We start from the raw sequence: 21,731 nt of genomic DNA, 5'->3' as shown, positions 1-21,731 counted from the left end.
TGAACGAATAAATCTTAAACAATACCTTGTGCAATCATAGCGTTTGCTACATTTTCAAAGGCAGCAATGTTTGCTCCTGCAAGATAGTCTTTATCAAGACCATATGTTTCTGAAGTTGTTTTAGCTGTGTTGAAGATGTTTGTCATGATGTCTTTGAGACGTCCATCAACTTCTTCACGAGTCCATGAGAGGCGAAGACTGTTTTGGCTCATTTCAAGGGCTGAAACGGCTACACCACCAGCGTTGGCAGCTTTTGCAGGTCCGTAGAAGATACCATTTTCTTTGTAAACTTTGATGGCATCAAGGTCGCTTGGCATGTTGGCACCTTCAGATACACAGATAACTCCTTGAGCAACCAAACGTTTAGCTGCTTCACCGTTGATTTCGTTTTGAGTAGCACATGGAAGAGCAATGTCATAGTTTCCAGCGTAAGTCCATACAGAACCTTCGTGATATGTTGCAGTTGCTTTTTCAGCAGCATATTCAGTCAAACGAGCGCGACGTTTTTCTTTAACATCAACCAAAAGATCGAAGTCGATACCATTTTCATCGATGACGTAACCATTTGAGTCAGATACAGAGATAACAGTTGCACCAAGTTCGGTTGCTTTTTGAAGCGCGTATTGAGCAACGTTACCAGAACCTGAAATGACCACTTTCTTACCAGCAAAGCTGTTACCGTTAGTTTTAAGCATTTCTTCAGTGTAGTAAACCAAACCGTAACCAGTTGCTTCTGGACGAATCAAACTACCACCAAATCCAAGAGGCTTACCAGTCAAGACACCAGCATCAAATTGGTTAAGGCGTTTGTATTGACCGTAAAGGTAACCAATCTCACGTCCACCAACACCGATATCACCAGCAGGTACGTCAAGTGATGGTCCGATGTGTTTTTGCAATTCAGTCATGAAGCTTTGGCAGAAGCGCATCACTTCAGCATCTGTTTTACCTTTAGGATCGAAGTCTGATCCACCTTTACCTCCACCGATAGGAAGTCCAGTCAAGACGTTTTTGAAGATTTGTTCAAATCCGAGGAATTTCAAAATCCCTTGGTTAACAGTTGGGTGGAAACGAAGTCCGCCTTTGTATGGCCCAACAGCTGAGTTGAATTGAACACGGTAACCACGGTTTACTTGAATGTTTCCATCACGGTCAACCCAAGGAACACGGAAAGAAATCACGCGTTCTGGCTCAGTGATACGTGCCAAGATATTTTCTTCGATATACTCAGGGTGTTTTTCAAATACAGGTTCTAAAGTGTTGAAAAATTCTTCAACAGCTTGGAGGAATTCAGCCTCGTGCCCGTTACGAGCTTTCACAGTTTCAAACACGCTTTGGATATATTCTTTAGCAGATGTCATATCGTTCTCCTTAAATTCTAATTTAATTATGTGTGTCATTATAGCAGAATTTTTTTTAACTGTAAAGAGAAAAAACAAAAATTTTCTAAAAATTCTATCAATTTAGTTTTGAGACTTTTTGAAAGTAGATAAAAAACGAACCTTTTTCTTGTAAATATCTTTCTCAAAGAGAAAATCTGAAAATATGGTATAATATTAGCAATAAAAGGAATCCGGAGGATTAGAATCATGGTATCAACGAAAACACAAATTGCTGGTTTTGAGTTTGACAATTGCTTGATGAATGCAGCAGGTGTGGCTTGTATGACGATAGAGGAGCTAAAAGGGGTTAAAAACTCAGTTGCAGGAACCTTTGTCACAAAGACAGCGACCTTGGACTTTCGTCAGGGGAACCCTGAACCACGTTATCAAGATGTTCCACTTGGTTCTATCAACTCTATGGGCCTACCAAATAATGGCTTAGACTATTATTTGGACTATCTTTTGGATTTGCAGGAAAAAGAGCCGAACCGAACTTTCTTCTTATCTCTGGTCGGCATGTCTCCAGAGGAAACTCATACTATCTTGAAAAAAGTCCAGGAGAGTGAGTTTCGTGGCCTGACTGAGCTAAACCTCTCCTGTCCAAATGTTCCAGGAAAACCTCAGATTGCCTATGATTTTGAGACAACAGACCGGATTTTGGCAGAGGTGTTTGCCTACTTCACCAAACCTCTTGGAATTAAATTGCCACCATATTTTGATATTGTTCACTTTGACCAAGCGGCAGCTATTTTCAACAAATATCCGCTCAAGTTTGTCAACTGCGTTAACTCTATCGGAAACGGCCTATATATAGAAGATGAGTCTGTTGTTATTCGTCCTAAAAATGGTTTCGGTGGCATTGGTGGGGAGTATATTAAACCAACTGCTCTAGCTAATGTTCATGCCTTTTATCAACGCTTAAATCCTCAAATCCAAATCATCGGAACAGGTGGCGTTTTGACTGGTCGTGATGCCTTTGAACATATCCTCTGTGGAGCAAGTATGGTGCAGGTGGGAACTACACTTCACAAAGAAGGCGTCAGTGCTTTTGACCGCATTACCAATGAACTAAAAGAAATCATGGCGGAAAAAGGGTACGAGAGCCTAGAAGATTTCCGTGGGAAATTGCGCTATATTGACTAAATTAAATCTAAAAATCAGAAGAAAGGAGAGAAGATGCTAGCCATTGAAGAAAGCCAGAAGTTGACTTTATCAAATTTACCTAGCTTGAGCCTATTTACAGGGACAGACCAGGGTCAGTTTGAAGTTATGAAGAGTCAAGTATTGAAACAGATTGGCTACGATTCTGCTGACCTCAACTTTGCCTACTTTGATATGAAAGAAGTGATTTACAAGGATGTTGAACTGGAGTTGGTCAGCCTTCCTTTCTTTGCTGATGAAAAAATCGTGATATTGGATCATTTTATCGATATCACAACAGCCAAGAAACGCTTTTTAACAGATGATGAACTCAAGTCGTTTGAGGAATACCTTGATAACCCTTCACCAACAACCAAGTTGTTGATCTTTGCGGAAGGAAAACTGGATAGCAAAAGACGGTTGGTTAAATTACTTAAGCGTGATGCCAAGGTTTTTGATGCAGTAGAAGCCAAAGAACAAGAATTGCGCCAGTATTTCCAAAAGTGGAGCCAGAAAGAAGGTCTGCAGTTTACCAATCATTCTTTTGAAAATCTACTCATCAAGTCGGGTTTTCAATTTAGCGAAATCCAGAAAAATCTCCTCTTTTTACAGTCCTATAAGGAAGACTCTGTTATCGAGGAAGAGGATATTGTCAATGCTATTCCCAAAACCTTGCAGGACAATATTTTTGATTTAACTCAGTTTATTCTGACTAAAAAGATGGACCAGGCGCGCGATTTGGTTAGAGACTTGACCTTGCAAGGTGAAGATGAAATCAAACTGATTGCAGTCATGCTAGGACAATTTCGGACTTTTACTCAGGTGAAAATTTTGTCGGAGTCTGGACAAGCAGAATCTCAGATTGCAAGTAGTTTAGGCAGTTTTCTCGGACGCAATCCCAATCCCTATCAGATTAAGTTTGCGCTGAGAGATTCACGAGGACTTTCCTTGAGCTTTTTGAAGCAAGCTATTTCTTATTTGATTGAGACAGACTATCAGATTAAAACAGGTCTTTATGAAAAAGGTTTCCTTTTTGAAAAGGCACTCTTACAGATTGCTAGTCAGGTCAATTGACATTTTTTTGAAACTACAACCCGCGTCAATATTATTTTGTCGTGGGTTTCTTGCTGATTTGCTTGTTTTATACTCAATGAAAATCAAAGAGTAAACTAGGAAACTAGCCGCAGGTTGCTCAAAGCACTGCTTTGAGGTTGTAAATAAGACTGACGAAGTCAGCTCAAAACACTGTTTTGAGGTTGTGGATAGAACTGACGAAGTCAGCTCAAAACACTGTTTTGAGGTTGTGGATAGAACTGACGAAGTCAGCTCAAAACATGTTTTTGAGGTTGCGGATGAAACTGACGAAGTCAGTAACATATATCTACGGCAAGGCGACGTTGACGCGGTTTGAAGAGATTTTCATTGAGTATTATTAGAAAGTATTTCAGTGATTTTTTCATCTATAAGCAAAAAACTTGAAAAAAGTGAATGTTTGCGTTATCATTTTCATATAGAAAGAAAAAGAGGTATTACAGATGGCTATTATCTTACCAGATCTTCCATATGCATACGACGCTTTGGAACCATACATCGATGCGGAAACAATGCACTTGCACCATGACAAACACCATCAAACTTATGTCAACAATGCCAATGCAGCTCTTGAAAAACACCCTGAAATCGGTGAAGATCTTGAAGCCTTGCTTGCTGATGTAGAATCTATCCCAGCTGATATCCGTCAAGCGCTTATCAACAATGGTGGTGGACACTTGAACCACGCTCTTTTCTGGGAATTGATGACTCCTGAAAAAACAGCTCCTTCAGCAGAACTTGCAGCAGCAATCGATGCAACATTTGGTTCATTTGAAGAATTCCAAGCAGCCTTCACTGCAGCAGCAACAACTCGTTTCGGTTCAGGATGGGCATGGTTGGTTGTCAACAAAGAAGGGAAGCTTGAAGTGACTTCAACAGCAAACCAAGACACACCAATCTCAGAAGGTAAAAAACCAATCTTGGGCTTGGACGTTTGGGAACATGCTTACTACGTGAAATACCGCAACGTGCGTCCTGACTACATTAAAGCTTTCTTCTCAGTGATCAACTGGAATAAAGTAGATGAATTGTACGCAGCTGCTAAATAATGATAGTTGGAGGGAAGAATTGTTCTTCTCTTTTTAAGGTTATATTATTTTGGTCTGACAAAATCGTCAGACTTTTTTCATTTTTATGAGAAACGTGCTAACTGCTAGAAATTATGGTAGAATAAAGTATTAAGTAATCGTGGAAAAAGGATATCTATGCGAAAAGAAATTGCACCTGAATTATACAACTATAACAAGTTTCCTGGTCCTGAGTTCCATTTACATGGGGACAAGGTCGAAACGGAAGGGATAGCTTTTTCCTTGGTGGAAAATATCAAGGATGCCTTCGATGTGACGGCTTTTAATCAGCGTTTTTCAGAAGTCTTAACCAAGTTTGATTATATCGTGGGGGACTGGAGTAATGAACAGCTTCGCCTACGAGGTTTTTACAAGGATGACCGAACAGAAGAAAAACTTGAAAAAATCAGTCGTTTACAAGACTACCTTTTAGAGTATTGTAGTTATGGTTGTGCCTATTTTGTCTTAGAAAATGAAGCTCCTAAGCGAGCATCATTTGACAAGAAAATGCGTAAGAAGGAAGAAGAAACACCTTCTAAAAAAGGAAAGAAACCGGTTCAAACCAAACGAAAACCGAATGCAGATAAGAAAAATAGACGTCGTCAGAAAGATCAGCATTCTCAGAAAGAGGACAAGGGACAACGTCATTTTGTCATTCGTCAGAAGTGAGTAGAGAATAAGGAGAAAAAATGAAACCGTCAATTTATAGTTTAACACGTCAAACCATGCAGGAATGGGTTTTGGAGCAGGGAGAAAAGAAATTCCGTGCAGATCAAATCTGGGAATGGCTTTACCGTAAACGTGTCCAGTCATTTGAAGAGATGACCAACCTTTCCAAGGATTTGATTGCTAAGCTCAATGACCAGTTTGTGGTCAATCCCTTGAAACAACGTATCGTTCAAGAGTCTGCTGATGGGACAGTTAAATATCTTTTTGAGTTGCCTGATGGAATGCTGATTGAGACTGTAATCATGCGTCAACACTATGGTTTGTCAGTTTGTGTGACCACTCAGGTCGGCTGTAATATCGGTTGTACCTTCTGTGCCTCTGGTTTGATTAAGAAACAACGTGACCTCAATAACGGTGAAATCGTAGCGCAAATCATGCTGGTTCAGAAATACTTTGATGAGCGTGGTCAGGACGAACGCGTCAGCCATATTGTTGTCATGGGAATTGGTGAGCCATTTGATAACTACAACAATGTCTTGAATTTTGTCCGTACTATCAACGATGACAAGGGAATGGCCATCGGTGCTCGTCACATCACGGTTTCAACCTCAGGTTTGGCCCATAAAATTCGTGATTTTGCTAATGAAGGAGTTCAGGTCAATCTTGCAGTTTCCCTTCACGCACCTAACAATGAATTGCGTTCAAGCATCATGAAGATTAACCGTGCCTTTCCGATTGAAAAACTCTTTGCTGCTATTGAGTACTATATTGAGACAACCAACCGTCGTGTGACCTTTGAATATATCATGCTCAATGAAGTTAATGATGGTGTAGAACAAGCCTTGGAATTGGCTGAATTGCTCAAGAATATCAAGAAATTGTCTTATGTAAACTTGATTCCTTATAACCCAGTTAGTGAGCATGACCAATATAGCCGTAGTCCTAAAGAGCGAGTCCTGGCCTTTTATGATACGCTTAAGAAAAAAGGTGTTAACTGTGTGGTTCGTCAAGAGCATGGTACAGATATTGATGCAGCTTGTGGACAATTGCGCTCTAATACAATGAAACGTGACCGCCAGAAAGCAGTCGCAGCAGTCAATCCTTAATGATGAAGAAGAGTTATAATCATGTTTTGGTCTGGGGAGTCATTTTCTATAGCATTTGCATTGTCTATTTTTGCTTTACTCCTCAAGAACAATCTCCCGTGGGGGTGGAAACTCCAGGTATTCAGCATCTTGGACGCCTGGTTTTTCTTTTGACTCCTTTCAATTCTTTCTGGAAACTGGGTGAAGTGAGTGATATGGGACAATTATATTGGATTTTTTTACAAAACATTCTCAATGTCTTCTTGCTTTTTCCTCTGATTTTCCAACTCCTTTATCTCTTTCCAAACTTGAGGAAAACAAAAAAGGTTCTTCTTATTAGCTTTCTAGTGAGTCTTGGAATTGAATGTACGCAGTTAGTTTTAGATTATTTCTTTGATTTTAATCGTGTCTTTGAGATTGATGATTTGTGGACCAATGCCTTGGGTGGCTATCTGGCTTGGTTCCTCTATAAACGATTACATAAAAACAAGATAAGGAATTAAAATGAGTATTTTAGAAGTTAAAAATTTGAGTCACGGTTTTGGTGACCGTGCAATTTTTGAAGATGTGTCCTTTCGTCTCCTCAAGGGAGAACATATCGGTCTGGTCGGTGCCAATGGTGAAGGGAAATCAACCTTTATGAGCATTGTGACTGGTAAGATGTTGCCAGACGAAGGAAAGGTTGAGTGGTCCAAATATGTGACGGCGGGTTACTTGGATCAGCACTCTGTCCTTGCTGAAGGTCAATCTGTTCGTGATGTGCTTCGTACAGCCTTTGATGAGCTATTCAAAGCTGAAGCCCGTATCAATGACCTTTATATGGAAATGGCTGAAGACGGAGCGGATGTTGATGCACTTATGGAAGAAGTTGGAGAACTCCAAGACCGTTTGGAGAGTCGTGATTTCTATACCTTGGATGCCAAGATTGATGAAGTGGCGCGTGCTCTTGGTGTTATGGACTTTGGCATGGATACGGATGTAACCTCTTTGTCAGGTGGGCAAAGAACTAAGGTGCTTTTAGCCAAGCTTCTCCTTGAGAAGCCAGATATCTTGCTCCTGGATGAGCCGACCAACTACTTGGATGCTGAACATATTGACTGGCTCAAGCGCTATCTCCAAAATTATGAAAATGCCTTTGTCCTCATTTCACACGATATCCCATTCCTAAATGACGTGATCAATATCGTCTATCATGTGGAAAATCAACAGTTGACGCGTTACTCTGGTGACTACTACCAGTTCCAAGAAGTCTATGCTATGAAGAAATCCCAGCTGGAGGCGGCCTACGAACGTCAGCAGAAAGAGATTGCCGACCTCAAGGATTTTGTTGCTCGAAACAAAGCGCGTGTTGCAACACGAAATATGGCCATGTCTCGTCAGAAGAAATTGGATAAGATGGATATTATCGAACTGCAAAGTGAGAAACCAAAACCATCCTTTGATTTCAAATCGGCTCGTACACCTGGGCGCTTTATCTTCCAAGCCAAGGATTTGCAGATTGGTTATGACCGTCCACTTACCAAGCCTTTAAATCTAACCTTCGAACGCAATCAAAAGGTTGCTATTATTGGGGCAAATGGTATCGGGAAAACAACTCTCTTGAAGTCTCTCCTAGGCATTATTCCACCTATTGCTGGGGAAGTGGAACGCGGTGACTACCTAGAACTTGGTTATTTTGAGCAGGAAGTAGAAGGTGGTAATCGTCAAACACCACTAGAGGCTGTCTGGAATGCCTTTCCAGCTCTCAACCAAGCGGAAGTTCGTGCAGCCCTTGCCCGCTGTGGTCTGACAACCAAGCATATCGAAAGCCAAATTCAGGTCTTGTCAGGTGGGGAACAAGCCAAGGTTCGTTTCTGTCTCTTGATGAATCGTGAAAATAATGTTTTAGTGCTGGACGAGCCGACCAACCACTTGGATGTGGATGCTAAGGACGAACTCAAACGCGCTCTCAAAGAATACAAGGGATCGATTCTTATGGTCTGCCACGAACCAGACTTCTATGAAGGTTGGATGGACCAAATCTGGGACTTTAACAATCTAACTTAAAAATCAGTATAAAAGAAATACAGTACCGAATGTGGGTACTGTATTTTTTGGTTTTTAATATTTAATACTCTTCGAAAATCAAATTCAAACCTCGTCAACGTCGCCTTGCCGTACTCAAGTACAGCCTGCGGCTAGTTTCCTAGTTTGCTCTTTGATTTTCATTGAGTATAAAATCGTAGTCTTTCACCACTTCGATGCTATCGATAGTAATAGCAGTCGTTGGCTTGTCTTTTTCATCTTTTTCTGCTTTAGCAATTTTATCTACTACATCCATACCGTCAATCACTTGACCAAAGACTGGGTGTTTGCCATCTAGACTAGGATTTCCCCCTTCTTTATAGGCTTCGATGATTTTCTTTGGATACTTGCTTGTAGGGAGTTTAGCAGAGGTATCTGTAGAGTTTTGGTTGATGAAGAACTGGCTACCATTGGTGTTTGGTTGACCAGTATTAGCCATAGAAAGAGCACCACGGATGTTATAGAGATAAGGAGTAATCTCGTTCTTGAAACCAGTTCCCTTGTCTTTAGTCTTATCCTTGTCATGCCAGATGGACTGACCACCTGTACCGTCCCCTTTTGGATCTCCAGTTTGAACCATGAAGCCATCGATGATACGGTGGAAGGTAATGCCGTTATAGTATCCTTCTTTGGCATGAGTGAGGAAGTTTTCAACCGCTAGAGGAGCGAGTTTAGGGAAGAGTTTAATACGGATATCTCCCTGATTTGTGTGGAGAATGACTTCAGCCTCGTCTTCAGCAACTTCTTTAGATAGTTGTGGGAAATTGGCATTTTCGTTTGTCAAAGCATCATTTAACTCCTTGGCAGATTGGGCAGCTGCTTTGGAACTTTCTTCAGCAGCCAAGCTAGAATCTACATAGTCATCGCCACGCAAACTACGTTGGATGTTGCTACATCCAGCTAGGGCTACAGTGGATAGTAAAAGAAGGGTTGCTAGTTTTTTCATTCTGTTCCTCTCAAAAATTTATTTCTACCATTGTACCTTAAAAGGAAGGGGAATTCAAATGTTAATGATTTTGTAGGGATTTCTTAAGTTTTAAAAATTTTATATTCTGTCAAGTTTTTATGAAGAGCTTGGTCCAAATTTGTAGCCTTCATCTTAGACAGTCCTGTAATTCCCTTGCTTTTCAGAATATTCTTTTTCATAGTAGCATTCAGATGGTCAGTGAATCAAAAGCCGTTTCAATGCAAGCATAACCTTTTCCACCAGAGTTTTTAGATGCTTAGGGGTATCAATACCATAAGTGTACTCGAAGTATTTAGGAAACCAGATCTTAAGAAAGTTCGTAAAGAATCACAATTAGTAAACGTTAATTCGAAAGAATTACTATATTTTAAAAGAGCACATTTTCAAAGGATTTTTTCTTTTGGCTTTACTTCCTAATTAATCAATGAACTTAATACTAGGTCTCGAAAAGAATTATGCTTCCTCTTTCTGTCTGAGTTCAAAGAGGTCTTCTACTTTCAGATTAAAAACTTGAGCAATTTTAAGAGCCATTTCCAGAGAAGGGTTGTAACGGTTATTTTCCAAGTGTAGAATTGTCTCGCGTCGCATGCCGATGAGGTCGGCTAACTCCTGCTGGGTCATGCCTGTGGACTCACGAACAGATTTGAGATTAGTAATAATCTTGCTTTCTTTGGCCATGCTTATCCTCTACGTTCCAAGATAAAATAGACAACCGCAAAGATGAAAATCAAGGCAGCTATGCTAATAAATATCTGTCCCATGTAAAGAGTGAGAGACCCCATATACCCAATGATAACTGCTAGGATCATCAGTGCGCCTAGTATAAAAACAAACATCAAGCTAGCTGCCTTGGCTAAATTAGCATAAAAGCGTTCGTCCGGAGTTTCCTTGACATTTTTCAAGGAGAAAAAAACAAATACAATCACTTCAATAACGAGGCCAATTCCTAAAATCCATTCTTTAATACCAGAACTTTCGCTTGGGTTCGCAACCCAAATTCCTACTGTATAAAAAATGCTTGCTGCAAACACAAGTATCGCGTAAAGCTTAGCAGACAAGTCAAAAATAATCTTTCCCTTACCTTTCTGACTCTTATGAGGCCGTGGTTTCCTATGTAGCCAGCCCCAAATAGCTACAATTTGACCTAACACTGAAATACCAGTAATAACTAACTTGGGTTCCCAACTAAGATTAGAACCAAATAAAACAATAAAATCAATAAAGAGAGCTACGGCAATCACTGCAATGAGGCCACGCATTTTTTGACTTTTTTTCATGATAGACTCCTTTTTTGTGTTATAAATATATAACACTTAAATTTTATGTTATAAATATATCACATTTAAATTTGGAAAGCAAGAATTTATGTGCCAAGGTGGCAATTATTTGAAAAAATTTTTTAATTAAAGCCCTCGCTAGTCAAACAACTAAAGAATTTCTGGAAAATCTAGATACTGTATGAATCTCTACTTTTTTCTTAGACTGTTATAAAGTCTGTCAGAATAAGCGTTATAGGTGTAGAAGTTAATTTTTACAGAACTAAATTATTCCCCTATTTAGAATCTATTAATTCATATTTTATAAGTTAATTAGTAGATATCGTTCTTAAAATCCTTGATATTTCGCTTGGGAACAGGCTTGGGATTTAGGAGCCAAGCATTCACATCACGTTCAGGAGAGATAAAGGGTTTGACTTGATGGTCTTTATAAAATGTTTCTAATACTCTTCGAAAATCAAATTCAAACTACGTTAGCTTTGCCTTGCCGTACTCAAGTACAGCCTGCGGCTAGCTTCCTAGTTTGCTCTTTGATTTTCATTGAGTATAAAATAGTATTCACGGATAGCTTCTTTTAAACATTTATTTCCTACTTCTAACAAATTTCTAAATGGTTTAAGAATTTTATAATCTGTCAAGTTTTTTTCTTGACACCTGTTAGAAATCTGCTATAATAGAACATGTGCTAAATAGCTCAGCTATTTCACTCAAATAAAAAATAAGAAAAGAGACTTTAAAAATGGCAGTTAAAATCCGTTTGACTCGTATGGGTTCTAAGAAAAAACCTTTCTACCGTATCAACGTAGCAGATTCACGTTCACCACGTGACGGACGTTTCATCGAAACAGTTGGAACTTACAACCCACTTGTTGCTGAAAACCAAGTAACTTTGAAAGAAGACCGCGTTCTTGCATGGTTGGCTGATGGAGCTCAACCTTCAGATACAGTTCGCAACATCCTTTCAAAAGAAGGTGTATTGAAGAAATTCCACGATTCTAAATTCTCAAAATAAATTTAAAGTAGGTTGACAGATGGATACGATTGAAAATCTCATTATTGCGATTGTGAAACCCTTGATTTCACAACCAGATGCCTTAACTATCAAGATTGAAGATACACCAGAATTTTTGGAATATCATTTGGATCTTGATCAAAGCGATGTGGGTCGTGTAATCGGTCGTAAGGGTCGCACTATTTCTGCGATAAGAACGATTGTCTACTCTGTCCCAACTGAAGACAAAAAAGTACGAATCGTTATTGACGAAAAATAAGAAGGGCGGGACGAATGTCTCGCTTTTTTTTGCAAGGAGAAAGAATGAGAGATTTAACAGTTAGACAACTAGAGGAATATTTACTTGACCATTACCGACAATCTAGAACAGAAGAAGGGCTTTTTATTAAGCTAGTAGAAGAAGTTGGAGAAGTTGCTGAGGTTTTAAATGGACGCTCTGGTCGAAAAGAGGGAGTTCAAGATTCGAACGAGGAACTAGCAAAAGAATTGGCTGATATCATTCACTACACTGTCGCAATTGCGGCCATCAACGACATAGATCTAACCAAGACCATTTTTGAAAAAGACAAAAAGGCGGCTATCAAATATCAGCATGAACGAGATTTGGAAGGCTTTTTTAAAGAAAACTGAAAAAAGAATGAATATTGATTGTGTTTTTAACATAGATTGGTCAATGTATATTGATTGGCTATTACGAATTTTACAAATTGCGACATTTATTGCTGTGATTATAAAGATAACTTTCCAAAATAAGGTTTATATCAATAATATTGAAATCAAGGAAATTAAACCATTCGAGTTTGAATCTTTACATACAAATTTTCACTATATTCATGAATTTACACATAATATAAGTAGCAAACCTTTTAATCATTTGATTTTTTATCCCAAAGAAGTTGATATTGAAATAGTAGAATTTTATTCTTTAAACTATGATTCAAGAAACGATTGTTTGATTGTAAATAATAAACTGCATACAGTTAAAAATTTAAAGAATTATACATGCTTATTGATTCATACAAATTTACCAGAGAATATGCCTAGTTTAAGAATGAAATGGAAAACAAGTCAGGGTGAAATTGGGGAATATACATTTTATAGCAATATGTATAACGGGAATGTAAATATCTCATCTTTCAAATATAAATTAACATTAAAGAGAAAAATATTAGCACTTTTTGGACTATAGCGGGCCCTCTATGTATTTTCCTCTAACTTGAGAAAATCTTTGGAACGTGATAAAATAAAGGATAAGGATTTTTAATAATTCATTATATAGAACGAGTGGATTTCTTTATGAAGAGGTTTGAAGTATCTACAGAAATTGGTAGTCTCTCTGTTACTTATCAAAAACAAAAGAAAATGCTAGTTTGTTTAAGTGGCGCAGGTTTGCTACCAAGTTATGAAAATTTTTCACTTATACTTGAAAAACTTCCTCCTACAATTGGTTATTTGACAATTGATTTTCCGAACACAGGTAGGAGTCCGATTCATGACCAAACTGGAAAAAATCTAGATAATCTTGCAGATGCGGTTTATGAAGTACTTGAAGAATTAGGGATTTCTGAATATATACTTTGTGTACATAGTTTGAGTGGAATTTTAGCTTGTGAATTGCTCAACAAACCAATTAAGTGTCAGGCTTTAGTAGCGCTTGAACCGACAACTAAAAAAGTCATGTTTGCTGATTTTTCAGAAAATCCTTATCCAGAAATGGAAGAGCAAATGAGACTGATTGAAGAATTTGGTCCTGAACTTTATTTTAAGAACTTAACTCAAGCAACATTTAGCCCTGAGATTAATAAAGAAATCTGGGAAATAATGCAAGAAAAAGGTTCAGAGTTGGAAAATCAAGATACAGGATTTCAGATATCTGGAGAGATTACTGAGGAAGATTTTGAGAATGTATCTATAGAATCTTATATCCCTGTATTTATTTTTTGTCAGCCTTATAGAGAAAAAGAGTACAGAGAATCAGAATATTGGACTTCCAATACTAAGCTCATTTTAGGAGGGAATCACCATTATTTACAGTGGTCTGAATCCGAAAAAATTGTGACTATTATTCGAGAATTGTCCGAATAAGATGGAAAGAAGGAGACTACAGGAGACAAGATGAACTACTTTAATGTTGGGAAAATCGTCAATACGCAGGGGTTGCAGGGGGAGATGCGAGTCTTGTCTGTGACGGATTTTGCAGAAGAACGCTTTAAAAAAGGGGCTGAACTGGCCTTGTTTGATGAAAAAGATCAGTTTGTTCAAACAGTGACCATCGCTAGCCACCGTAAACAGAAGAACTTTGACATTATTAAATTCAAAGATATGTACCATATCAATGCTATTGAAAAGTACAAGGGATACAGTCTCAAGGTTGCTGAGGAAGATTTGAATGACCTAGACGATGGTGAATTCTACTATCACGAGATTATCGGTTTGGAAGTCTATGAGGGTGATAACTTGATTGGAACCATCAAGGAAATCCTACAACCAGGTGCCAACGATGTCTGGGTGGTCAAGCGGAAAGGCAAGCGTGATTTGCTCTTGCCTTATATCCCACCAGTGGTTCTCAATGTTGATATTCCAAATAAACGGGTCGATGTGGAAATCTTAGAAGGGTTAGACGATGAAGATTGATATTTTAACTCTCTTTCCAGAGATGTTTTCTCCGCTGGAGCATTCAATCGTTGGAAAGGCTCGAGAAAAAGGGCTCTTAGATATCCAGTATCATAATTTTCGAGAAAATGCTGAAAAGGCCCGCCATGTAGACGATGAGCCCTACGGAGGCGGTCAGGGGATGTTGCTCCGAGCCCAACCCATTTTCGATGCCTTTGATGCTATTGAAAAGAAAAATCCGCGCGTCATCCTCCTCGATCCTGCTGGAAAGCAGTTTGATCAGGCTTATGCTGAGGATTTGGCTCAAGAGGAAGAGTTAATCTTTATCTGTGGGCACTATGAGGGTTATGATGAGCGTATTAAGACCTTGGTGACAGATGAGATTTCCCTGGGCGACTATGTCTTGACTGGTGGAGAGTTGGCGGCTATGACCATGATTGATGCTACGGTACGCCTGATTCCAGAAGTGATTGGTAAGGAGTCCAGCCACCAAGATGATAGTTTTTCTTCTGGCCTTCTTGAATATCCTCAGTACACACGTCCCTACGATTATCGAGGTATGGTCGTGCCAGATGTACTGATGAGCGGACACCATGAAAAGATTCGTCAGTGGCGATTGTATGAGAGTTTAAAGAAAACCTACGAGAGAAGACCGGATTTGCTTGAACATTATCAACTGACAGCAGAAGAAGAAAAAATGCTGGCAGAAATCAAAGAATAAAGGAGATACCTATGCAAGTAATCAAACGTGATGGTGAAATTGCTGAATTTAATCCAGATAAGATTTACCAAGCTATCTTAAAGGCAGCCCAGACTGTCTATGTATTGACAGATGATTTACGTCAAAACCTTGCACAAGTCACTAAGAAAGTGGTTTTGGATTTGGAAGAGGCCAAGGTGGAACGTGCTACCATTAGCATGATTCAGTCTATGGTTGAACATCGTTTACTGGGTGCAGGTTACATTACCATTGCAGAACACTACATTTCCTATCGTTTACAACGTGACTTGGAAAGAAGTGGTTATGGAGATCATATCGCAGTTCATTTACATTTTGAACAAATTCGCTAAGAAAAAAGAGTGGGATGAAGCAACTACATCTCACTCTTTCTTAAATCTATTTTTTTGGGCTGTTTGGACAGTTGACGGGACAAATCGCAGGCGTTGAATATCGCTTATACGGATAATACGGGTCACATTTTTGGCAAAATTTTTCACGATAATTTGCTGGCGTTGCTGATCGTATTTGATGATATCACCTGTAAAACTTGTCTCAGACAAGATAAGGTGAACAGCGGTTTGTTTCTGGATAGCCTCTTCAATAGTGGCTGTAAGGGAGTTGCTTTCAGTATGGTCTGGTTCTTCATATCCATTTAAAAAATCATGTATTTTATCTAGAACTTGCTGGAATTTATGTCTCATAGTGGCCTCCCTTCTTTTATATCAATATTATATAAAATTTTCCTAAAATCTACAAGATTTTACGAATAATCAAATGAAAGCTAAAAAAGGAGAAGAAAATGGCAGAATTTACATTTGAAATCGAAGAGCACTTGTTGACTCTTTCTGAAAACGAAAAAGGTTGGACCAAGGAAATCAACCGTGTGAGCTTTAATGGTGCCCCTGCAAAGTTTGATATTCGTGCTTGGAGTCCAGATCATACTAAAATGGGTAAAGGAATTACTCTCTCAAATGAAGAATTTCAAACAATGGTGGATGCCTTTAAAGGTAACTAAGTTGTCAAAATAAAAGAAAAGGATACTGAGTCATGATAACTCGATATCCTTTTTTAGTTAGTAAAGTAAGCCTGATTTTTAAGGCGTTGAAGTAGTGGACGGCTAATAAAACTAATAGTTAGAAGTTTACCAAGGTCTGGGATAATAAAGGGAATGACCCCCACAACAAGAGCTTTTTCAAATGCCATTCCAGCTAGGAAATGCAAGCTAAGAATCCCTCCGATAAAGACAAGGGCATCACCCAAGAGGTTTGCAAGAAAAATCTTGACAACACCACTCTTGCTGTTAGTTAGGGAAGAAGTAAGTCCAGAGTATACAAGATAAAACCAAAGATAGCCTGCAGTAGGGCCAACTAAAGCCTGAAATCCTGCTCCACCTCCTGCAAAGACAGGGAGACCGATGGCACCTAGAAGAAGATAGAGTCCAACAGAAAGTACAGCCTCTCTCGGTCTAAAGACAGTAGCAATCAAGCCGATTGCAAAGTTCTGTAGAGTGAAGGGAACAGGTCCAATTGGAAGACTGATTTGTGCTAAAACAGCAATGAGAGCAGCCCCAATAGCAGGGATAGCATAAACGTGAGCTTTTTTCAAAATAGTTAACCTCTTTTCTAATGTATAGTAACTATTATACGCATAGAGGAATCATTGTCAACCAATTTTTAAAAACAAGGTAACAAAAACTGTAACAGCCGATTTTGCTTACTGGTTAAGGTGGGTAATTGTTTTGTTGATTCGAAAACATCAAAAAAGAAGCCGACACATTTGTATCAGCTTCCTTTATTTCGATTAACGCATAGTTACAAATTCTTCAGATGCAGTTGGGTGAATCGCAACAGTTGCATCAAAGTCTGCCTTGGTTGCTCCCATTTTGATAGCAACAGCAAATCCTTGAATCATTTCATCAACACCGTATCCAATTCCATGAAGTCCGACAACTTTTTCTTCTGAACCAGCTGTGATCAATTTGAAACGAGTTTCTTGACGGTTGCAAGTGCAAGCAGAGTACATAGAAGTAAAGCTTGATTTATAAACCTTGATTTGGTCTTGACCGTATTCTTTAATAGCTTGCTCTTCTGTCAAGCCAACAGTTCCGATAGCAGGGTGTGAAAAGACGACAGTTGGAATAGTTGTGTAGTCCATTTTAGCAGTTGTTTTTCCGTTAAAGAGACGTTCAGATAAAGTACGTCCAGCCTTGATAGCAACTGGAGTTAGTTCTTTTTCGCCTGTTACATCACCTAGAGCATAGATTCCCTCAACAACAGTATTTTGGTATTCATCCACTTGGATAAAGCCACGTTCATTCAGAGTTACTCCAGCTTTTTCAAGTTGCAAGCTCTTAACGTTTGGACGGCGACCAGTAGCCCAGATAACTTGGCTAGCTGTGTGACTAGTACCATCTTCGAAATGAATGGTAATGCCTTCAGCAGTTTTTTCTAACTTGACAGGGACTTTGTGAGTATGAAGTGGCAAGTTTGTTCTTTCCATTTCCTTTACCAAACCTTCAACGATATAAGAATCAAAACCACGTAAAGGACGATCGCGGCGAACAAAGAGATCTGTCTTGACACCAAAGGTGTGGAGTACGCCAGCCAATTCAACGGCAATATAACCCGCGCCTAGAATAGCAACTGACTCTGGCAATTCTTCCCAGGCAAATACATCATCAGAAGAGCCACCTAGATCAGCACCAGGAATATTTGGAATACTTGGATGGGCACCAGTAGCAATCACGATATGTTTAGCACGAATCAGCTCACCATTTACGCTGACAGTATGAGAATCTACAAATTCAGCATGACCTTCAATCAAGTCTACTCCGTTGCGTTTAAAACTGCCATCATAAGAAGAACGAGCGCGATCGATGTAGGCTTCACGATTGCGACGTAGGGTTGCAAAGTCAAAGTTAAGATCAGTAGTTTTAAAACCGTAGTCTTCTCCAAATTGATGGAAAGTCTCAGCGATTTGCGCCCCGTACCACATGATTTTTTTAGGAACACAACCGACATTGACACATGTTCCGCCTAGTTTCTTTTCCTCAATAACGGCCGCTTTGGCTCCGTGTTCACCAGCACGGTTCATGGTAGCAATTCCTCCGCTACCTCCACCGATAGCAATGATATCATATTCTCTCATTGAAAACTCCTTTATACTCTTTTAAATAGTAGAGTGTCATTTTTTGATAGTCATATTCTATCTTTTTTTTGATGTGATTGCAAAAATCTGCTACGTTCAAAAAAATTTAAAGAAAAGGCTTGCAAAAAAGAAAAATAAAGTGTATTATATAACTAGTACAATGATTGTAAAATAAATTCCGAACAATAATTAAATCCTGAAATGTCATTATTTCGTTCTGAAATGTTATTGTTTCAAATTGATAATTTTTGTATAATATTGTTAAGAACTTTAAATCAAAAAGGAGTTTCATTATGAAAAAGAATGGTAAAGCTAAAAAGTGGCAATTGTATGCAGCAATCGGTGCTGCAAGTGTAGTTGTATTGGGTGCTGGGGGCATTTTGCTCTTTAGACAACCTTCTCAGACTGCTGTAAAAGATGAGGCTACTCATCTTGTTGTTGCCAAGGAAGGAAGCGTCGCATCCTCTGTTTTATTATCAGGGACAGTAACGGCAAAAAATGAACAATATGTTTATTTTGATGCTAGTAAGGGAGATTTAGATGAAATCCTTGTTTCTGTGGGTGATAAAGTGAGTGAAGGGCAGGCTTTAGTTAAGTACAGTAGTTCAGAAGCACAGGCGGCATATGATTCAGCTAGTCGAGCAGTTGCTAAGGCAGATCGTCATATCAACGAACTCAACCAAGCGCGAAATGAAGCCGCTTCAGCTCCTACTCCACAGTTGCCAACACCAGCAGGAGGCGAAGGAGCTGCAGCCCAAACTCAAGCTGCAGTCTCAGGAAATTCGGTATCATCTATTGATGCACAATTAGGTGATGCTCGTGATGCTCGTGCAGATGCAGCAGCGCAATTAAGCAAGGCTCAAAGTCAGTTGGATGCCATGACGGTTCTCAGTACCTTAGAGGGAACTGTGGTCGAAGCCAACCGTAATGTTTCTAAATCTCCAACTGGAGCTAGCCAGGTGGTAGTTCATGTCGTTAGCAATGAAAACTTGCAAGTTAAGGGTGAACTATCTGAATATAACCTTGCCAACCTCTCTGTAGGACAAGAAGTAACCTTTACTTCTAAAGTTTACCAAGATAAGAGCTGGACTGGTAAGATTAGCTACATTTCGGACTACCCTAAAAACAATGGTGAAGCAGCAAGTGCAGCTACTGCCACAGCAGGTGGTAATTCTGGTTCTAAATATCCATATACCATCGATGTTACAAGTGAAATCGGTGATTTGAAACAAGGATTTTCAGTAAGCGTTGAGGTCAAGAATAAGAGTAAAGCCATTTTGGTTCCTCTAACAAGTGTTGTGACTGAAAATGATAAGAACTATGTCTGGGTGCTTGACGAGCAGAAAAAGGCCAAGAAAGTGGAAGTTGGTTTGGGCAATGCTGATGCAGACAACCAAGAAATCACTTCAGGTCTGACAAATGGAGTCAAGGTCATCAGTAACCCAACGTCTTCTCTAGAGGAAGGAAAAGAGGTGAAGGCTGATGAAGCAACTAATTAGTCTAAAAAATATCTGCAGAAGCTACCGTAACGGTGACCAAGAACTGCAGGTTCTCAAAAACATCAACCTAGAAGTGAATGAGGGTGAATTTGTTGCCATCATGGGACCATCTGGTTCTGGTAAGTCTACTCTCATGAATACGATTGGGATGTTGGATACACCAAGCAGTGGAGAATATTATCTTGAAGGGCAAGAAGTAGCTGGACTGGGTGAAAAACAACTAGCCAAGGTCCGCAACCAACAAATCGGTTTTGTCTTTCAGCAGTTCTTTCTTCTATCTAAACTCAATGCTCTGCAAAACGTAGAATTGCCCTTGATTTACGCAGGAGTTTCATCTTCAAAACGTCGCAAGTTAGCTGAGGAATATCTAGATAAGGTTGAATTGACAGAACGTAGTCATCATTTGCCTTCGGAATTATCTGGTGGTCAAAAGCAACGTGTGGCTATTGCGCGTGCCTTGGTAAACAATCCTTCTATTATCCTAGCAGACGAACCGACAGGAGCCTTGGATACCAAAACAGGTAACCAAATCATGCAATTATTAGTTGAACTAAATAAAGAAGGAAAAACCATTATCATGGTAACGCATGAGCCTGAAATAGCTGCTTATGCTAAACGCCAGATTGTCATTCGAGATGGAGTTATTTCATCTGATAGTGTTCAGTTAGAAAAGGAGGAAAACTAAGATGCAGAATCTGAAATTTGCCTTTTCATCTATCATGGCTCACAAGATGCGTTCTTTGCTTACCATGATTGGGATTATTATCGGTGTTTCATCAGTTGTTGTGATTATGGCTCTAGGTGATTCCCTATCTCGTCAACTCAACAAAGATATGACCAAATCTCAGAAGAATATTAGTGTCTTTTTCTCTTCTAAAAAAAGCAAAGATGGGTCTTTTACTCAGAAACAATCAGCTTTTACGGTTTCTGGAAAAGAAGAGGAAGTTCATGTTGAACCGCCAAAACCGCAAGAATCCTGGGTTAAAGAGGCAGCCAAACTCAAGGGAGTGGATAATTACTATGTAACCAACTCAACGAACGCCATCTTGACTTATAAAGATAAAAAGGTTGAAAATGCCAATTTGACAGGCGGGAATAGAACCTATATGGACGCTGTTAAGAATGAAATCATTGCAGGTCGTAGTCTGAGAGAGCAAGATTTCAAAGAGTTTGCAAGTGTTATTTTGCTTGATGAAGAATTGTCCATTAGTTTATTTGGCTCTCCTCAAGAGGCTATTAACAAGGTTGTAGAAGTCAATGGTTTTAGTTATCGAGTCATTGGGGTTTATACTAGTCCAGAGGCTAAACGTTCAAAAATATATGGTTTTGGTGGCTTGCCCATTACTACAAATACTTCCCTTGCTGCGAATTTTAATGTAGATGAAATAGCTAATATTGTCTTTCGAGTGAATGACACAAGCTTGACTCAAACTCTGGGTCCAGAATTAGCACGAAAAATGACAGAGCTTGCTGGCTTGCAACAGGGAGAATATCAAGTATCAGATGAGTCAGCTGCATTTGCAGAAGTTCAACAATCGTTTAGTTTTATGACGACGATTATTAGTGCCATTGCAGGTATTTCCCTCTTTGTTGGAGGAACTGGTGTTATGAACATTATGCTGGTTTCTGTTACAGAGCGTACCCGTGAGATTGGTCTCCGTAAGGCTTTGGGTGCAACTCGTGCCAATATTTTAATCCAGTTTTTGATTGAATCCATGATTTTGACTTTGTTAGGTGGATTAATTGGCTTGACAATTGCAAGTGGTTTAACTGCCTTAGCAGGTTTGCTATTGCAAGGCTTGATTGCGGGTATAGAAGTTGGAGTATCAATCCCAGTTGCCCTATTTAGTCTTGCGGTTTCGGCTAGTGTGGGTATCGTTTTTGGAGTCTTGCCAGCCAACAAGGCATCGAAACTTGATCCAATCGAAGCTCTCCGTTATGAATAAGATCAACAAGATGGACACTTGTCTATCTTGTTTTTGTATGGATTTCCCTA

General features: G+C 39.3%; 26 protein-coding genes and 1 pseudogene. 19 read left to right on the top strand and 8 right to left on the bottom strand.

Annotated elements, in window-relative coordinates:
• Positions 1-14: 14 nt before the first annotated feature.
• The gene (gdhA, locus tag N8M20_RS02080; RefSeq protein WP_261078897.1) at positions 15-1,361 is read right to left on the bottom strand and encodes an NADP-specific glutamate dehydrogenase; all 1,347 of its coding nucleotides are present in this window, start codon (positions 1,359-1,361) and stop codon (positions 15-17) included.
• A 228-nt stretch (positions 1,362-1,589) separates the two neighbouring features.
• Here gdhA and N8M20_RS02075 point away from each other — a divergent pair, with 228 nt between their 5' ends.
• The 7 genes from N8M20_RS02075 to N8M20_RS02045 all read left to right on the top strand — a co-directional run bounded on the left by N8M20_RS02075 (position 1,590) and on the right by N8M20_RS02045 (position 8,481).
• Positions 1,590-2,525 (top strand): dihydroorotate oxidase, encoded by a 936-nt coding sequence (locus tag N8M20_RS02075; protein ID WP_261078896.1) that lies wholly within the window; start codon positions 1,590-1,592, stop codon positions 2,523-2,525.
• A gap of 33 nt (positions 2,526-2,558) precedes the next feature.
• On the top strand, positions 2,559-3,596 hold the full coding sequence (holA, locus tag N8M20_RS02070) for a DNA polymerase III subunit delta (RefSeq protein ID WP_261078895.1): 1,038 nt from the start codon (positions 2,559-2,561) through the stop codon (positions 3,594-3,596).
• A gap of 461 nt (positions 3,597-4,057) precedes the next feature.
• Complete coding sequence (gene sodA, locus N8M20_RS02065; protein ID WP_000974733.1) at positions 4,058-4,663, top strand: superoxide dismutase SodA; 606 nt, start codon at positions 4,058-4,060, stop codon at positions 4,661-4,663.
• A 156-nt stretch (positions 4,664-4,819) separates the two neighbouring features.
• The gene (locus N8M20_RS02060; RefSeq protein ID WP_049551866.1) at positions 4,820-5,350 is read left to right on the top strand and encodes a YutD family protein; all 531 of its coding nucleotides are present in this window, start codon (positions 4,820-4,822) and stop codon (positions 5,348-5,350) included.
• 20 nt (positions 5,351-5,370) lie between these two features.
• On the top strand, positions 5,371-6,456 hold the full coding sequence (gene rlmN / locus N8M20_RS02055; RefSeq protein WP_261078894.1) for a dual-specificity RNA methyltransferase RlmN: 1,086 nt from the start codon (positions 5,371-5,373) through the stop codon (positions 6,454-6,456).
• Positions 6,456-6,938, top strand: coding sequence for a VanZ family protein (locus tag N8M20_RS02050; RefSeq protein WP_261078893.1), 483 nt, complete (start codon positions 6,456-6,458; stop codon positions 6,936-6,938). Before rlmN ends, N8M20_RS02050 begins: the two co-directional genes overlap by 1 nt.
• 1 nt (position 6,939) lies before the next feature.
• Positions 6,940-8,481: an ABC-F family ATP-binding cassette domain-containing protein gene (locus N8M20_RS02045; RefSeq protein WP_000025380.1), complete on the top strand. Its 1,542-nt coding sequence runs from the start codon at positions 6,940-6,942 to the stop codon at positions 8,479-8,481.
• A 139-nt stretch (positions 8,482-8,620) separates the two neighbouring features.
• Here the strand turns inward: N8M20_RS02045 and N8M20_RS02040 are convergent, their stop codons facing one another.
• The 4 genes and pseudogenes from N8M20_RS02040 to N8M20_RS02025 form a co-directional block, all read right to left on the bottom strand.
• Positions 8,621-9,445 carry a peptidylprolyl isomerase gene (locus tag N8M20_RS02040; RefSeq protein ID WP_261078892.1) on the bottom strand — a complete coding sequence of 275 codons (825 nt, stop codon included), beginning with the start codon at positions 9,443-9,445 and terminating at the stop codon, positions 8,621-8,623.
• A 95-nt stretch (positions 9,446-9,540) separates the two neighbouring features.
• Positions 9,541-9,766: pseudogene (locus N8M20_RS02035) on the bottom strand (hypothetical protein); the annotation flags it as partial.
• A gap of 153 nt (positions 9,767-9,919) precedes the next feature.
• The gene (locus N8M20_RS02030; RefSeq protein WP_001041097.1) at positions 9,920-10,144 is read right to left on the bottom strand and encodes a helix-turn-helix transcriptional regulator; all 225 of its coding nucleotides are present in this window, start codon (positions 10,142-10,144) and stop codon (positions 9,920-9,922) included.
• Positions 10,145-10,146: 2 nt separating this feature from the next.
• The gene (locus tag N8M20_RS02025; protein WP_261078891.1) at positions 10,147-10,743 is read right to left on the bottom strand and encodes a hypothetical protein; all 597 of its coding nucleotides are present in this window, start codon (positions 10,741-10,743) and stop codon (positions 10,147-10,149) included.
• Positions 10,744-11,482: 739 nt separating this feature from the next.
• On the opposite strand from N8M20_RS02025, the gene rpsP reads away from it, so the two are divergent.
• The 8 genes from rpsP to N8M20_RS01985 all read left to right on the top strand — a co-directional run bounded on the left by rpsP (position 11,483) and on the right by N8M20_RS01985 (position 15,439).
• The gene (gene rpsP / locus N8M20_RS02020) at positions 11,483-11,755 is read left to right on the top strand and encodes a 30S ribosomal protein S16 (protein WP_000268760.1); all 273 of its coding nucleotides are present in this window, start codon (positions 11,483-11,485) and stop codon (positions 11,753-11,755) included.
• 19 nt (positions 11,756-11,774) lie between these two features.
• Positions 11,775-12,014 (top strand): RNA-binding protein KphA, encoded by a 240-nt coding sequence (kphA, locus tag N8M20_RS02015; RefSeq protein WP_000379617.1) that lies wholly within the window; start codon positions 11,775-11,777, stop codon positions 12,012-12,014.
• A gap of 44 nt (positions 12,015-12,058) precedes the next feature.
• Positions 12,059-12,385 (top strand): MazG nucleotide pyrophosphohydrolase domain-containing protein, encoded by a 327-nt coding sequence (locus N8M20_RS02010; RefSeq protein ID WP_049542949.1) that lies wholly within the window; start codon positions 12,059-12,061, stop codon positions 12,383-12,385.
• A complete protein-coding gene (locus N8M20_RS02005) occupies positions 12,348-12,944 on the top strand; it encodes a hypothetical protein (protein WP_261015264.1) in 597 nt (198 codons plus the stop codon). The genes N8M20_RS02010 and N8M20_RS02005 overlap by 38 nt, the downstream gene beginning before the upstream one ends.
• Before the next feature lie 107 nt (positions 12,945-13,051).
• Positions 13,052-13,840, top strand: a complete 789-nt coding sequence (locus N8M20_RS02000) for an alpha/beta fold hydrolase (RefSeq protein ID WP_049542951.1) — start codon at positions 13,052-13,054, stop codon at positions 13,838-13,840.
• Between the two features lie 30 nt (positions 13,841-13,870).
• Positions 13,871-14,389: a ribosome maturation factor RimM gene (gene rimM, locus N8M20_RS01995; protein WP_001105890.1), complete on the top strand. Its 519-nt coding sequence runs from the start codon at positions 13,871-13,873 to the stop codon at positions 14,387-14,389.
• Positions 14,379-15,089 carry a tRNA (guanosine(37)-N1)-methyltransferase TrmD gene (gene trmD / locus N8M20_RS01990; protein ID WP_261078890.1) on the top strand — a complete coding sequence of 237 codons (711 nt, stop codon included), beginning with the start codon at positions 14,379-14,381 and terminating at the stop codon, positions 15,087-15,089. The genes rimM and trmD overlap by 11 nt, the downstream gene beginning before the upstream one ends.
• 11 nt (positions 15,090-15,100) lie before the next feature.
• Complete coding sequence (locus N8M20_RS01985; RefSeq protein ID WP_001196040.1) at positions 15,101-15,439, top strand: ATP cone domain-containing protein; 339 nt, start codon at positions 15,101-15,103, stop codon at positions 15,437-15,439.
• Positions 15,440-15,469: 30 nt separating this feature from the next.
• On the opposite strand, the gene N8M20_RS01980 is transcribed toward N8M20_RS01985, so the two are convergent.
• Positions 15,470-15,790 (bottom strand): hypothetical protein, encoded by a 321-nt coding sequence (locus N8M20_RS01980; RefSeq protein WP_261078889.1) that lies wholly within the window; start codon positions 15,788-15,790, stop codon positions 15,470-15,472.
• Positions 15,791-15,888: 98 nt separating this feature from the next.
• Between N8M20_RS01980 and N8M20_RS01975 the strand changes: the two genes are divergently transcribed.
• On the top strand, positions 15,889-16,104 hold the full coding sequence (locus N8M20_RS01975; RefSeq protein ID WP_000807422.1) for a YdbC family protein: 216 nt from the start codon (positions 15,889-15,891) through the stop codon (positions 16,102-16,104).
• A gap of 53 nt (positions 16,105-16,157) precedes the next feature.
• On the opposite strand, the gene N8M20_RS01970 is transcribed toward N8M20_RS01975, so the two are convergent.
• Complete coding sequence (locus N8M20_RS01970) at positions 16,158-16,694, bottom strand: biotin transporter BioY (RefSeq protein ID WP_261078888.1); 537 nt, start codon at positions 16,692-16,694, stop codon at positions 16,158-16,160.
• A 195-nt stretch (positions 16,695-16,889) separates the two neighbouring features.
• Positions 16,890-18,236 (bottom strand): glutathione-disulfide reductase, encoded by a 1,347-nt coding sequence (gene gor / locus N8M20_RS01965; protein WP_261078887.1) that lies wholly within the window; start codon positions 18,234-18,236, stop codon positions 16,890-16,892.
• A 290-nt stretch (positions 18,237-18,526) separates the two neighbouring features.
• Here gor and N8M20_RS01960 point away from each other — a divergent pair, with 290 nt between their 5' ends.
• From N8M20_RS01960 to N8M20_RS01950, 3 genes are read left to right on the top strand one after another with little or no spacing between them, the layout of a single operon-like run.
• Entirely contained in the window at positions 18,527-19,735 is a 1,209-nt protein-coding gene (locus tag N8M20_RS01960) for an efflux RND transporter periplasmic adaptor subunit (protein WP_261078947.1), read from the top strand.
• Positions 19,719-20,420, top strand: a complete 702-nt coding sequence (locus tag N8M20_RS01955) for an ABC transporter ATP-binding protein (protein WP_261078886.1) — start codon at positions 19,719-19,721, stop codon at positions 20,418-20,420. The genes N8M20_RS01960 and N8M20_RS01955 overlap by 17 nt, the downstream gene beginning before the upstream one ends.
• Position 20,421: 1 nt before the next feature.
• Positions 20,422-21,681 (top strand): ABC transporter permease, encoded by a 1,260-nt coding sequence (locus tag N8M20_RS01950; RefSeq protein WP_261069913.1) that lies wholly within the window; start codon positions 20,422-20,424, stop codon positions 21,679-21,681.
• Positions 21,682-21,731 lie beyond the last annotated feature (50 nt).

This window comes from Streptococcus mitis, from assembly GCF_946190275.1.
GTDB lineage: Bacteria > Bacillota > Bacilli > Lactobacillales > Streptococcaceae > Streptococcus > Streptococcus mitis_DC.
Note: the sequence above shows the minus strand (reverse complement) of the source record. Positions and strands in the feature narration are given on the sequence as shown.

Bases quoted from the DNA above. Each gene is read 5' to 3' on its own strand.
- N8M20_RS01950 (WP_261069913.1), top strand. From the start codon at position 20,422: ATGCAGAATCTGAAATTTGCCTTTTCATCTATCATGGCTCACAAGATG.
- N8M20_RS02040 (WP_261078892.1), bottom strand. From the start codon at position 9,445: ATGAAAAAACTAGCAACCCTTCTTTTACTATCCACTGTAGCCCTAGCT.
- N8M20_RS02025 (WP_261078891.1), bottom strand. From the start codon at position 10,743: ATGAAAAAAAGTCAAAAAATGCGTGGCCTCATTGCAGTGATTGCCGTA.
- kphA (WP_000379617.1), top strand. From the start codon at position 11,775: ATGGATACGATTGAAAATCTCATTATTGCGATTGTGAAACCCTTGATT.
- N8M20_RS01980 (WP_261078889.1), bottom strand. From the start codon at position 15,790: ATGAGACATAAATTCCAGCAAGTTCTAGATAAAATACATGATTTTTTA.
- holA (WP_261078895.1), top strand. From the start codon at position 2,559: ATGCTAGCCATTGAAGAAAGCCAGAAGTTGACTTTATCAAATTTACCT.
- N8M20_RS02000 (WP_049542951.1), top strand. From the start codon at position 13,052: ATGAAGAGGTTTGAAGTATCTACAGAAATTGGTAGTCTCTCTGTTACT.
- N8M20_RS02005 (WP_261015264.1), top strand. From the start codon at position 12,348: ATGAACGAGATTTGGAAGGCTTTTTTAAAGAAAACTGAAAAAAGAATG.
- N8M20_RS01975 (WP_000807422.1), top strand. From the start codon at position 15,889: ATGGCAGAATTTACATTTGAAATCGAAGAGCACTTGTTGACTCTTTCT.
- N8M20_RS02050 (WP_261078893.1), top strand. From the start codon at position 6,456: ATGATGAAGAAGAGTTATAATCATGTTTTGGTCTGGGGAGTCATTTTC.
- N8M20_RS02060 (WP_049551866.1), top strand. From the start codon at position 4,820: ATGCGAAAAGAAATTGCACCTGAATTATACAACTATAACAAGTTTCCT.
- N8M20_RS02030 (WP_001041097.1), bottom strand. From the start codon at position 10,144: ATGGCCAAAGAAAGCAAGATTATTACTAATCTCAAATCTGTTCGTGAG.
- rpsP (WP_000268760.1), top strand. From the start codon at position 11,483: ATGGCAGTTAAAATCCGTTTGACTCGTATGGGTTCTAAGAAAAAACCT.
- N8M20_RS01985 (WP_001196040.1), top strand. From the start codon at position 15,101: ATGCAAGTAATCAAACGTGATGGTGAAATTGCTGAATTTAATCCAGAT.
- N8M20_RS02010 (WP_049542949.1), top strand. From the start codon at position 12,059: ATGAGAGATTTAACAGTTAGACAACTAGAGGAATATTTACTTGACCAT.
- gdhA (WP_261078897.1), bottom strand. From the start codon at position 1,361: ATGACATCTGCTAAAGAATATATCCAAAGCGTGTTTGAAACTGTGAAA.
- N8M20_RS02075 (WP_261078896.1), top strand. From the start codon at position 1,590: ATGGTATCAACGAAAACACAAATTGCTGGTTTTGAGTTTGACAATTGC.
- N8M20_RS01955 (WP_261078886.1), top strand. From the start codon at position 19,719: ATGAAGCAACTAATTAGTCTAAAAAATATCTGCAGAAGCTACCGTAAC.
- rimM (WP_001105890.1), top strand. From the start codon at position 13,871: ATGAACTACTTTAATGTTGGGAAAATCGTCAATACGCAGGGGTTGCAG.
- gor (WP_261078887.1), bottom strand. From the start codon at position 18,236: ATGAGAGAATATGATATCATTGCTATCGGTGGAGGTAGCGGAGGAATT.
- N8M20_RS02045 (WP_000025380.1), top strand. From the start codon at position 6,940: ATGAGTATTTTAGAAGTTAAAAATTTGAGTCACGGTTTTGGTGACCGT.
- rlmN (WP_261078894.1), top strand. From the start codon at position 5,371: ATGAAACCGTCAATTTATAGTTTAACACGTCAAACCATGCAGGAATGG.
- trmD (WP_261078890.1), top strand. From the start codon at position 14,379: ATGAAGATTGATATTTTAACTCTCTTTCCAGAGATGTTTTCTCCGCTG.
- sodA (WP_000974733.1), top strand. From the start codon at position 4,058: ATGGCTATTATCTTACCAGATCTTCCATATGCATACGACGCTTTGGAA.